The organism is Gordonia sp. J1A, assembly GCF_055393515.1.
Genome location: NZ_AP041607.1, coordinates 369963 through 382113, shown reverse-complemented (window position 1 = coordinate 382113; position 12151 = coordinate 369963). Strand labels below are relative to the sequence as shown.

The window sequence follows — 12151 nt, the reverse complement described above, 5'->3', positions numbered from 1 at the left end:
AGGCCCCCGGTTACTTCCGGGGGCCTCGTCGTCTGCGCCGCGGGCAGCGCTTGTTTCGACTCGCTTCGCTCGCTCAACTGGCCTGGAGTTCGCTCGCTCAACTGGCCTGGAGTTCGCTCGCTCAACTGGCCTGCAGAAGGCCTGGGACTGTCGAACGCTCCCCCAGGCTGGTTGAGCGAGCGAAGCGAGTCGAAACCACCCGCACCCGGACGCCGAGCGGAGCGAGTCGAAACCACCCGCACCCGGACGCCGAGCGCGGACCGCCCGACGACCGCCCTGTAGGGTGACGCTCGTCATGAGCATGTCCGTCTTGAAGCGCGCCGGGGCGACGGTCGCCGCGTTCGGCGTCGTCGCGGCGCTGTGCGCACCGCCCTCGTCGGCCGATCCGGCCGTGGCGGTCACTCCTCCGGTGCCGATGACCACCCCGAACACCGACGCATGCCCGCATCGCACCGATCCGCCGCCCGCGGTCGACGAATCCGAAGCGGTCGCTCCCGGCGTCCCCTCGCCCTCGCCGCTGCCGGTGCCCCAGCGGCCAGTCGGCGGTGACGCGCTCGGCGGATGCGGCGTAGTCGCCGACCCCGCGGCGGGCCCGCTGCCCGACCGTCTCAACTCCTCCGGCTGGCTGATCGCCGACCTCGACTCGGGTCGAGTGATCGCCGCGAAGGATCCGCACGGCCGGTACCGCCCGGCGTCGACCATCAAGGTCCTGCTCGCGCTCGTCGTCCTCGACGAACTCGACCTCGACTCGTCTGTGGAACCGACGCCCGCGGACTGGTCGATGGAGGGCGACTCCTGCGGGATGGGCCCGGGCGGCCGCTACGCGGTGCGCGACCTGCTCACCGGCCTGCTGGTCGTCTCCGGCAACGACTGCGCCTCCGCGCTGGCCGGGCGTCTCGGCGGGCATGACGCGGCGCTGGCGAAGATGAACGCGAAGGCCGCCCACTTGGGCGCCGACGACACCCGTGCGGCCAGCCCGTCGGGCCTGGACGCACCGGGGATGTCGACCTCGCCGTTCGATCTGGCGGTGATCTTCCGAGAGGCGATGCGGAATCCGGTGTTCCGTCAGATCGTCGCACTGAGGACCTTCACCTTCCCCGGCTATCCGAAACGGCCGGACGTTCCCGGCGACGTCGACCATCCGGCATGGACGATGCACACGTCGAACACCCTGCTCCGCGACGGCTGGCCCGGCATGCTCGGCGGCAAGACCGGGTACACCGACGACGCCCTGAAGACCTTCGTCGGCGCCGCCGAGCGCGACGGCCGCAGGGTGATCGTGACTCAGATGTACGGGCTCAACGAAGCCGACAACATGTACTCGCAGCAGGCTGAGCGGATGTTCGACTACGGGTTCGCGGCCCCGCCCGACACCTCCGTCGGAACACTCGATGTCGCCGATCCGCCATCGGCCGCCGCCACGACCGCCGAGCCGGGCCACGACGATCCCTCGCCCGCCTCGGTCTGGACGGCAGGGCTCGTGGCCTTCGCCGCCGTGTGTCTCACCGCCGCGGCGGTCCTGTGGCGGAAGCGATCACGGCGCTGACTCAGCGGTCGTGACGGCCGAGCCAGCCGGCCAGCCCCGCCGCCGCGGCGCCTATCCCGGCCGCGGCGATCAGACGGCGCGCCTGCTTCTCCGGCTCCGCCTCATACACCGGCGCCAGGACCACGGGTTCGGCTTCCGGCTCCTCCGGGTGCTCGAGCTCGTCGACGATCAGGAACCGCTCGTTGTTCGGGTCGGCGGCGCTCCAGGCGGCCGCGTAGAGCACGATCCGGGAAGCGAGATAGGCGAAGACCATCACACCGATGATCGGGCCGAACGCGGTGCCCGCCGGGCTCCCCAACACCTTCTGCAGATACAGGCTGCTCACCGATTTCAGGATCTCGAATACGACCGCCGTGCCGAGGGCCGGCCACAGGATCGCACGTGCCGACACCGTGCAGCGCGGCATCCACGCGAGAACCACGATGAACAGCACCCAGGTGGCGGCCACCCCGACGATCACCGACGCCGCGCGCAGCAGGAACGTCATGAGCCAGTTGTCGGGCAGACCCAGATAGTCGGTGATCTGCGAGCCCAGCGGCCCGGTGGACACGATGTTCAGTCCGATGGTGACGAGGAACAGCAGTCCGAGCGCCACGAACGTGCCGAGGTCGTACAGTTTGCCGAGAATCGCGTTGTTCTTGACGCGCCCGCCCCACATCTCCGTGAGACCGTTGCGCATCAACGTCATCCAGCCGATACCGGTCAGCGCCGCGGTCACCAGACCGATCACACCGACCGTGCGGCGCGAGGCGATGGCGGAGTCGATCACCGAGTTCAGCTGATCCCCGAGCTCGCCGGGCACGTGTTCGACGATCGCATCGGTGATATCGGTCAGCAGCGCGGGATTCCAGACCAGCACGAAGGCTGCGATGGCGAACGACACCATCAGGATCGGGACGAGAGCCAGGATGCCGATGAAGCTGATCGCCGCGGCGTAGGCATTTCCGCGACGCTCGTTGTACCGGTCGAGCGTCGCGACGACGTGGCGCAGCAGGCCCCACCGGTCGATCGACGCGTCGTACAGCGCCTTCAGCCGGGCGATGATCTCCTTGATGCGGTCCATGCTCCCCTTCGTCTCGGCCACGTCACTCCCCGCGGCGCCGTCGCTCGGACCCTACCCGGCGATCAGCCGGGCAGCAGGAATCCGACCTTGTCGTAGACGGCGGCGACGGTGTCCGACGCGATCTCCCGAGCGCGTGCGGCTCCGTCGGCGAGGATGCCGTCCAGGTGAGCCCGATCGGCCAGGATCTCTTCGACGCGACCGCGCAACGGCGTGACGAACTCCGTGAGGATGTCGGCGGTATCGACTTTCAGCTCACCGTATCCCTTGCCCTCGTACGACGCGACGATTTCGTCCATCGCACGCCCGGTCAGCGCCGCTTGAATGGTGAGGAGGTTGGAGACGCCCGGCTTGTTCTCGCGGTCGAAGGCGACGACCCTGTCATTGTCGGTGACGGCCGAGCGGATCTTCTTGGCCGACCGCTTCGGCTCATCGAGCAGAGAGATCAGACCCGAGTCGGAGTCGGCCGATTTGCTCATCTTCGCCGTCGGGTTCTGGAGGTCGTAGATCTTGGCGAACTCTTCGACGATGTACGGCTTCGGCACCGTCAGCGTCTTGCCGTATCGCTTGTTGAAGCGCTGGGCGAGGTCGCGCGTCAGTTCCAGATGCTGCCGCTGGTCCTCGCCCACCGGAACGCTGTCGACCTGGAAGGCGAGGATGTCGGCCGCCATCAGGATCGGATAGGTGAACAGGCCTACGCCGGCCGCATCGGTTCCCGACTTCGCCGACTTGTCCTTGAACTGCGTCATCCGGCTGGCCTCGCCGAACCCGGTGAGACACGACAGCACCCAGGTCAGCTGTGCGATCTCCGGCACGTGCGACTGCACGTAGATGGTCGCGCGCTTCGGGTCGACGCCGACCGCCAACAATTGTGCGACGCTGCGTCGGGTGCGCTCCCGCAGCACCTTCGGGTCCTGCGGAACCGTGATCGCATGCATGTCCGGGATGAAGTAGAAGGCCTCGTCGAACTCGTCCTGCAACTGCACCCACTGCCGTACCGCGCCGAGGTAGTTCCCGAGGTGGAACGAGTCGCTGGTCGGCTGGATTCCGGACAGGACGCGGCGGCGCGGTGCGGGCCGCGATACAGGCGATGTCATGACCTCAATTGTTTCAGACCCGGACAATCGAGTTTCCGACGGTCGCGGACCGGCTTCCGCGCCGGTCGATCGGCCGACGAAACACCGAAATCGTGTCGCCATATGTGACATGTCCGGTCATTGGATCGTCACGTGGTCACCACCACTGTTAGCTTCAGGCTTCAACCGGTCACCGCACCGGCCTCTCCCTCCTGGTCAATCCCTTCCGAACAACGGAGCCCCCATGAAGCTGTCCCTCGTCAAGCGCGGCGCGATCGTCGCTGCTGCCGCCGCCGTCGCGGGCGCCGGACTCACCGCTGCCCCCGCGGTCACCGGTGCCGTCGGCGGCGCCTCGGCCGCCACCTGCAAGTCGGAGTCGACCGAGACTGTCAGCGACGCCATCATTCCCAGCATCAAGTACATCTTCCAGAAGTCGGCACCCGCCGAGGTCGGCCAGGGTGCATCGATTACCTATTCGATCTCCGTCAGCACAACCGGCGCAGGTAACCCGTACGTGCAGGGCGTCTGGGACACCCCGCCGGCGGAACTACGTGATGTGAAGCCGACGGTCAAGGTCAAGGCGTTCACCCTGCTCGGCGGCATTCTCGGCGGCGGCGGTGCGTTCGACAAACTCATCCAGGAACGGGCCGTCGCACCCGGCGACGTCACCAAAGACAACGCCAGCTGGCGGATCAGCCACACCGGGTGGGCGATCTTCGCTGGTCAGGCATACACGGCGAGCTTCACTTACCAGCTCCCCAGCAGCGTTCGAGTCGGAAAGCAGCTCACCAGCGGCGGTGCCGCCGTGCGAGGAACGCCGGATTGGTCGATCGGTTCGAAGCAGATGCCGAACCTGACCGCCTGCACCACGGTGCGCGCACCCAACGCCGGCGAGGCGATCACCGGCAGCCTGGATTCCGCGGGTCTGGGTTCCTCGGACGGACAGCTGTCGAGCACCGGTTCACTCTCCGATGTGCTGCCGGGCGTCATCGGCGGCATCGTCGGTGACATGGCCGGCTGATCCCACACGATTCATCCAGTGGGTCCGCTTCCCGTGACGGGAAGCGGACCCGCTTGTTTCCGCGTAGTCGGGACCGCGGAGAAGCGCCCGCCGCCGACCTCGGATTCGTGCCATCGCCCGCGCCGCGAATCGGCTCCTCGGCTGTGTGCGTGCCAGGATCGCACCGAAGCGCCCTTGGCGCAGTCACTGATGATTCTCTCTGAACGGTGGTCCCGCATGAAGCGAATCCCCTTGTCCCGCACGACTTCTCTCGTCACCGCAGCCGCCCTGATCTGCGGTGGCCTCACCGCCGCCTCCGTCGGCGCGGCAGGTGGCGCCGACGCCGCGACCTGCTCGTCGGCCAGCCGCACCACCAAGAAGGCCACCCTAGCGACGCATAACTACTCCGAGTCGGTGACCCAGACCGCCGGTGCGCTCGCGAAGGTGACCTACACGATCGACGTCGGCACCTCCGGTGCCGGCAATCCGTACGTCAACTCGATCACCGACACCCCGCCCGCCGGATTCGGGAAGCCGACGGCGAAGGTGAGGGCGTACCACTTCCTCACCGGCCTCAAAGAAGAGGCGGTTCCGGTGACTGCGTCCGGTACCGGCTGGAAGGTCTCGAACACGGGCTGGTCGGTGACCTCGAGCCATCCCGTCACGGCGTCGTTCACCTACGACATGCCGCTGTCGGAGATTCCCGGCTTCCCGGTCACCAGCGGCGGCATCGCCGTCACCGGAACTGTCGGCGTCGACGGCACCTTCCCCGGTCTCACCGCGTGCTTCCTGACTCGCCCGATGTCTCCCGGCGAGGCGATCGGCAGCGTCAGCGGCGATCTGTCCAGTTCCGGGTCCACCCAGGACATCATCAGCGAGGTGGTGGCCGGACTGGTCGGCGGCGTGATCGGCGGCATCGGCAGCGGAAGCAAATCGGCCAGCTGACGGATGCGCCCCGGAGGCCGCGGACCGCTCAGCCGAACACCGCGGTCACCGGGGCGTGATCGGACCACCGAAGGTTGTACGCGCCGGCTCGATCAACCCACGTCCGTTGCGCTCGTGCAGCCAATGCCGGCGTCGCGAGGTGGTAGTCGATACGCCAGCCGGCGTCGTTGTCGAACGCCTTGCCCCGCCACGACCACCACGCGTACGGCCCAGCGACGTCGCCGTGATGCTCGCGCGCCACGTCCACCCAGCCGGCCTCCAGCAGCCCGGCGACCCATGCCCGCTCGTGCGGGAGGAAACCCGCGTTCTTGAGATTGCCCTTCCAGTTCTTGATGTCACGCTCGTCGGGCGCGATGTTCCAGTCGCCCGCCACCACCGCCAGTCCCCCGGTGCCGAGCAGTTTGTCGAGGTAGGGCCGGAACGCTTCGAGGAAGCGCCGCTTCTCCTCGTACTTCTCGATGTCCTTCTCCTGCTCGGTCGGCGCCGCCCCCGTCGGCAGATACAGGCTCGCCGCGGTCACCGTCTCACCGCCGAAGTCGAAGTCCGCCTCGATATAGCGTCCCGCCGTGTCGAACTCGTCGCTGCCGAAACCGACCCGCACCTGCGAGGGTGCGCGGCGAGACAGGATCCCGACGCCGGCGCGGCCGTTGACCGACGATTCCGTGTGCACGAAGTGCCACCCGGCATCCAGCGCGGGCTGCAGCGCCTTGCGAGCGATCGCGTCGCCGGCCCTCACCTCTTGCATCAGCACCACGTCGGGTGCGGCGTCCTCGAGCCACGGGAGCATGCCCGGATTGTCGTCCGAGCGCTGCTTCACAGCGGCACGGATCCCGTTGACGTTGATCGTGGTGATGGAGAACGGTGTGGTCACGGGACCACCCTAGCGACCGCTTCGGACATCGCCCACGGGCTCGTCTCCGACCGGAACCGCGACCTCCCGCTGAGGCATCTCCTCGCCGGACCGCCGCGCAGCCGCCACCGCCGCCGCGAGCACCAGCACGCCGCCCACCGCGAGGACCGCACCGACCAGTGACGGTGCCCGGTAGCCGAGACCGTGGGCGATCACCAGTCCGCCGACCCATGCGCCGAGAGCGTTGGCGACGTTCAGCGCCGAATGGTTGAGCGCGGCCGCGATCGTCTGCGCATCGTGCGCGACGTCCATCAATCGCGTCTGCAGCCCGGGGATGGCGGCCGATCCGGAACAGCCGACGAAGAAGGTCATGATCACGGCCGGCCACCCGGTGGACACCAGGAGCGCGAACAGCACCAGCGCCGACGCTGCGCTCGCCATGCCGATGGCGATGGCCTTGTCGCCCAGGCGGTCGGCGAGACGGCCGCCGAGGTAATTGCCGCTCACCATTCCCGCGCCGAACAGCATCAGCGCGATCGGCACCGCGGCCTCCGACAGTCCGCCCAGCGAGGTGAGCGCGGTGTTCAGATACGTGTAGAAGGCGAAGAAGCCGCCGAATCCCACCACGCCGACCAGCAGCGTCAGCCAGATCTGCCCGTGGCGGAGTCCGCCGAGTTCAGTGGCGGGATCGGTGGTGCGCATCGACCGCAGATCGGGCACCACGCGCCACAGCGCGAGCACCGTCACAGCACCGATCACCACGACGAGGGCGAGGGCGGCGCGCCACCCGAGCGCCTGGCCCAGCCAGGTGGCCGCCGGCACCCCGAGGACGTTGGCCACCGACAGTCCCATCATCACCTGCCCCACCGCCTGCGCACGGCGGCCGGGGCCGGCGAGGTGGGCGGCGACCAACGAGGCCACGCCGAAATACGCCCCGTGCGGCAGCCCGGCGACGAAGCGTGCGGCCATCAGCGTCGGATAGTTCTGCGCCACCAGACTCAGCGCATTGCCGAGAGTGAACGCCACCATGAGTGCGATCAACAGCGTCCGTCGCGACACCCGGGCCGCGAGCACCGCGATCAGCGGAGCGCCCACCACCACGCCCAGCGCATAGGCGGAGATCAGGTGCCCGGCGGTCGGCTCACTGACGCCGAGGCTCGACGCGATGTTCGGCAGCAGCCCCATCGCGACGAACTCGGTGGTTCCGATGCCGAACCCGCCGAGCGCGAGTGCTCCGACCACCCAGCCCACCCGCCGAGCCGGATGCTCGCCGTCGCACGATGCCGCCACGTCCTGAGTCTCGGTGTCCACCCGATGCGCAACACCCGCACGCCGAGCGCCATTCCACAGACCCGCGGTGACCTCCGACACCCGGAGGAGAGGACTACCGCAGCGCGGCCTGCAGATTGTCGTCGAGGGCGCCCAGGAACTCCTCGGTGGTGAGGTACGCCTGGTCGCCGCCGACCAGCAGTGCCAGGTCCTTGGTCATCTTCCCCGACTCGACGGTCTTGATGACGACGTCCTCGAGCTTCTCCGCGAACTCGCGCACCTCGGGGGTGTTGTCGAGCTTGCCGCGGTGGTCCAGACCACGCGTCCAGGCGAAGATCGACGCGATCGGATTGGTCGACGTCGGCTTGCCCTGCTGGTGCTGCCGGTAGTGCCGGGTCACGGTACCGTGCGCGGCCTCGGCCTCGCAGGTCTGGCCGTCGGGTGTCATCAGAACCGAGGTCATCAGTCCGAGCGAGCCGTAGCCCTGGGCCACGGTGTCCGACTGGACGTCGCCGTCGTAGTTCTTGCACGCCCAGACGTAGCCGCCCTCCCACTTGAGCGACGAGGCGACCATGTCGTCGATCAGCCGGTGCTCGTAGTGCAGCCCCGCGGCATCGAACTCGGCCTTGAACTCACGCTCGAAGACGTCGGCGAAGATGTCCTTGAACGCGCCGTCGTAGGCCTTGAGGATGGTGTTCTTGGTGGACAGGTACACCGGATAGTTGCGCTGCAGTCCGTAGTTGAACGACGCCCGCGCGAAGTCCTCGATCGACTTGTTGAAGTTGTACATGCCCATCACGACGCCACCCGACTCGGGGATTCGGACGATCTCGTGCTCGATCGGCTCGCTTCCGTCGTCGGGCGTGTAGGTGATGGTGACCGTGCCCGCCGAGGGCACCTTGAAGTCGGTGGCGCGGTACTGGTCGCCGAAGGCGTGACGCCCGACGACCACCGGCTTGGTCCAGCCGGGTACCAGCCGAGGCACGTTCGAGATCAGGATCGGAGCCCGGAAGATGGTGCCGCCGAGGATGTTCCGAATGGTGCCGTTAGGCGATCGCCACATCTTCTTGAGACCGAATTCCTCGACGCGGGCCTCGTCGGGGGTGATGGTGGCGCACTTGACGCCGACACCGTGCTTCTGAATCGCGTGCGCGGCGTCCACCGTGACCTGATCGTCGGTCGCGTCGCGGTTCTCGATCCCGAGGTCGTAGTAATCCAGATCGATGTCGAGGTAGGGGTGGATCAGCTTCTCTTTGATGAACTGCCAGATGATTCGCGTCATCTCGTCGCCGTCGAGTTCGACGACGGTGCCCTCGACCTTGATCTTGCCCATATGGCTCTGTGCCCTCCTCAGCAGTAGACCGCCGGCCACTCGTCCTCAAACGTAATACGGACGGTCGTTCGGCGCGGCGGGCTCCAAACAGAACGCGCGTACTGTTTTAACCAGCATATCCCATGAGCAGCTCAGCGACCGAGCGATCGTGCAAGCACCGCCGCGCCTCCGCAGATCCGCGCCGAATGCCCTGTGCGGCAGCAGTTCTCCTTGAACACAGCGCCGACGCGCCGAGACCGACCGCTCGCACCGGTCGCCGCTTTTGCGCGGTCCTACCACATCGCCCACCGAGTCGACAGATTTACGACCAGGGGCGGTGAAGCCGTTTCAACAGCCGCATCGAGTTGATATATCCTCAGCAACAGGTCATGAGTGTCAGCGCACAGCCCCGGCTTGCTGACCGGCAACCCTCCATCCGCGGTGGGGTGCTCCGGGTGATGACCTGGCTGCGACGGAAGTCGCCGCAGCAAGCGCGGGTCCGAGGGTCGGACCCAACATACGAGGCCCGCCCCGGGCCGCCGACCGAAGAAAGAGAATGACGTCTCATGTCTGACGCCGCGAATTGGAGCTTCGAGACCACCCAGGTGCACGCCGGGCAGGTAGTCGACGCGACCGCCAAGACACGCGCACTGCCGATCTACCAGACCACGTCGTACGTGTTCGACAACACCGACCACGCGGCGAACCTGTTCGCGCTCGCCGAGCCGGGCAACATCTACACCCGGATCATGAATCCGACGCAGGACACCGTCGAGCAGCGCCTCGCGGCTCTCGGCGGCGGCGTCGCGGCCCTCTTGGTGGCCTCCGGCCAGGCCGCCACCACCTACGCGATTCAGAACATCGTCGAGGCCGGCGGACACGTCGTCTCCAGCCCCCGAATCTACGGCGGCACATACAATCTCTTCCACTACACGCTGCCGAAGTTCGGCATCGAGGTCTCGTTCGTCGACGATCCCGACGATCTCGAGTCGTGGAAGTCGGCGATCCGGCCCAACACCCGCGCACTGTTCGGTGAGACCATCGCGAACCCGCACAATCAGGTCCTCGACATCGCCGGAGTGGCGGACGTCGCACACGCGCACAGCCTCCCGCTGATCGTCGACAACACGGTCGCGACGCCGTATCTGCTGAATCCCATCGAGCACGGGGCCGACATCGTCGTGCACTCGGCCACCAAGTACATCGGCGGTCACGGCACCGCGATCGGCGGCGTCATCATCGACGGCGGCACCTTCGACTGGCGCGTCCAGCGCGACGGTGAAGACCTGTTCCCCGGCTTCACCACCCCGGACCCGAGTTACAACGGCGTCGTCTTCGCCGACCTGGGGGCTCCGGCCTACGCGCTCAAGGCGCGCACGCAATTGCTGCGCGACACGGGCGCGGCCATCTCCCCGTTCAACGCCTTCCTGCTGGCTCAGGGCATCGAGACGCTGAGCCTGCGCGTGGAGCGCCACGTCTCCAATGCACAGAAGGTGGCCGAGTTCTTGGAGGCCAACGACCAGGTCACCTCGGTCTCGTACGCCGGTCTCAAGTCGTCGCCGTACTACGAACGGGCGCAGAAGCTGCTGCCGAAGGGCGCCGGCGCGGTCATCGGATTCGAGATCGAGGGCGGCGTCGAGGCGGGCAAGGCCTTCGTGAACGCGCTGACCCTGCACAGCCATGTCGCCAACATCGGCGACGTCCGCTCGCTGGTGATCCACCCCGCGTCCACCACGCACAGCCAGCTCTCCCCGGAGGAGCAGCTGGCCGCCGGTGTGACGCCGGGTCTGGTCCGGCTCGCCGTGGGCATCGAGGGCATCGACGACATCCTCGCCGACCTCACCACCGGGTTCGCCGCGGCAGCGCGAGTCAAGTAGCCGTTGTCTCGTCCACTGCCGTTGTCTCGTCCACTGAAGGGAGGCCAGGTGTCGGTCAGTATCGACCCGGCCACGACGGTGAGCGACCCCGACTGGGCCACCCGTCCGGACGGAGCTCAGGTCAGCGTCTCGATCGGCGATCTGACTCTCGATTCGGGAGCCACGCTGGCCGACGTCACCGTCGCCTTCCAGAAGTGGGGCACGCCGACGGCGGCCCGGGACAACATCGTGTTGGCGCTGCACGCGCTCACCGGTAACTCGCACGTCGCCGGCCCGGCCGACGATCAGTTCTCGATGACCGGATGGTGGGACGGACTGATCGGGCCGGGCTGCGCGGTCGACACCGACGAATGGTGCGTGTTGGCGCCGAACGCGATCGGCGGCTGCTTCGGCTCCACCGGTCCCGGCTCCCTCGCTCCCGACGGCAGGCCGTGGGGGTCACGCTTCCCGCGGCTCACCGTTCGCGACCTCGTCCGGTCGGAGTCGCTCGCGCTGGAGGCACTCGGCATCAGCCGGCTGGCCGCCGTCGCGGGCGGCTCGATGGGCGGTGCCCGTGCCCTCGAATGGGCCGTCACCTACCCCGACGCGGTCGGCGCCGCGCTGGTGCTGGCGGTGGGCGCACGCGCCAGCGCCGATCAGATCGGCACGCAGACCACCCAGATCGAGGCGATCAAGTCCGATCCCGCGTGGCAGGGCGGCGACTACTACGGGACCGGCCGCTCCCCCAGCATCGGAATGGGTATCGCGCGCCGAATCGCGCATCTGAGCTACCGGAGCGACCGCGAACTCGACCAGCGTTTCGAGAACCGCCCCCAGGGGGAGGAGAACCCGCTGGTCGACGGCCGCTACTCCATCGCCAGCTATCTGGAGCACCAGGCCGAGAAGCTCAAGCGGCGCTTCGATCCGGGCGCCTACGTGGTGCTCTCGGATGTCCTCAACAACCACGACGTCGGCCGCGACCGCGGCGGCGTCGCGGCGGCCCTGGCCGGATGCAGCGTGCCGACCGTCGTCGGCGCGATCGACTCCGACCGGCTGTATCCGCTGTACCAGCTCGAGGAGATCGCCCGCGAGCTCGGCGACTGCGTCGGCGGGCTGCACGTGATCCGCTCCGACGCCGGCCACGACGGATTCCTCACCGAGTTCGAGCCGATCCGGGAACTCCTCGCGAAGACGATGGACGTCGCGCGCCTGCGGCGGTCGGCGGACTGAGCCGCAC

Annotated in this window: 10 protein-coding genes and 1 riboswitch; of the genes, 5 read left to right on the top strand and 5 right to left on the bottom strand. The window is 67.9% G+C overall.

What is annotated here, in order from left to right; all coding sequences use genetic code 11:
- Positions 1 to 295: 295 nt before the first annotated feature.
- The gene (locus ACZ5QD_RS01830) at positions 296 to 1546 is read left to right on the top strand and encodes a D-alanyl-D-alanine carboxypeptidase family protein (protein ID WP_464367058.1); all 1251 of its coding nucleotides are present in this window, start codon (positions 296 to 298) and stop codon (positions 1544 to 1546) included.
- 1 nt (position 1547) lies between these two features.
- On the opposite strand, the gene ACZ5QD_RS01825 is transcribed toward ACZ5QD_RS01830, so the two are convergent.
- Both ACZ5QD_RS01825 and trpS read right to left on the bottom strand, forming a co-directional pair.
- On the bottom strand, positions 1548 to 2609 hold the full coding sequence (locus ACZ5QD_RS01825) for a YhjD/YihY/BrkB family envelope integrity protein (protein WP_222111059.1): 1062 nt from the start codon (positions 2607 to 2609) through the stop codon (positions 1548 to 1550).
- A gap of 62 nt (positions 2610 to 2671) precedes the next feature.
- Positions 2672 to 3703 carry a tryptophan--tRNA ligase gene (gene trpS / locus ACZ5QD_RS01820; RefSeq protein WP_006897237.1) on the bottom strand — a complete coding sequence of 344 codons (1032 nt, stop codon included), beginning with the start codon at positions 3701 to 3703 and terminating at the stop codon, positions 2672 to 2674.
- Between trpS and ACZ5QD_RS01815 the strand changes: the two genes are divergently transcribed.
- A complete protein-coding gene (locus tag ACZ5QD_RS01815) occupies positions 3702 to 4703 on the top strand; it encodes a hypothetical protein (RefSeq protein ID WP_464367057.1) in 1002 nt (333 codons plus the stop codon). The genes trpS and ACZ5QD_RS01815 overlap by 2 nt on opposite strands.
- Before the next feature lie 216 nt (positions 4704 to 4919).
- Positions 4920 to 5627 (top strand): hypothetical protein, encoded by a 708-nt coding sequence (locus ACZ5QD_RS01810; RefSeq protein ID WP_412475610.1) that lies wholly within the window; start codon positions 4920 to 4922, stop codon positions 5625 to 5627.
- 28 nt (positions 5628 to 5655) lie between these two features.
- Here the strand turns inward: ACZ5QD_RS01810 and ACZ5QD_RS01805 are convergent, their stop codons facing one another.
- From ACZ5QD_RS01805 to ACZ5QD_RS01795, 3 genes are all read right to left on the bottom strand, one after another.
- Entirely contained in the window at positions 5656 to 6498 is an 843-nt protein-coding gene (locus tag ACZ5QD_RS01805; RefSeq protein ID WP_045539307.1) for an exodeoxyribonuclease III, read from the bottom strand.
- A gap of 9 nt (positions 6499 to 6507) precedes the next feature.
- Entirely contained in the window at positions 6508 to 7767 is a 1260-nt protein-coding gene (locus tag ACZ5QD_RS01800; protein WP_231650279.1) for an MFS transporter, read from the bottom strand.
- A 94-nt stretch (positions 7768 to 7861) separates the two neighbouring features.
- On the bottom strand, positions 7862 to 9079 hold the full coding sequence (locus tag ACZ5QD_RS01795; RefSeq protein WP_006897232.1) for an NADP-dependent isocitrate dehydrogenase: 1218 nt from the start codon (positions 9077 to 9079) through the stop codon (positions 7862 to 7864).
- A gap of 364 nt (positions 9080 to 9443) precedes the next feature.
- A riboswitch (SAM riboswitch) is annotated at positions 9444 to 9558 on the top strand.
- Between the two features lie 66 nt (positions 9559 to 9624).
- Here ACZ5QD_RS01795 and ACZ5QD_RS01790 point away from each other — a divergent pair.
- A complete protein-coding gene (locus ACZ5QD_RS01790; protein ID WP_412475609.1) occupies positions 9625 to 10935 on the top strand; it encodes a bifunctional o-acetylhomoserine/o-acetylserine sulfhydrylase in 1311 nt (436 codons plus the stop codon).
- Positions 10936 to 10983: 48 nt separating this feature from the next.
- Complete coding sequence (gene metX, locus ACZ5QD_RS01785; protein WP_412475608.1) at positions 10984 to 12144, top strand: homoserine O-acetyltransferase MetX; 1161 nt, start codon at positions 10984 to 10986, stop codon at positions 12142 to 12144.
- Positions 12145 to 12151: the final 7 nt, after the last annotated feature.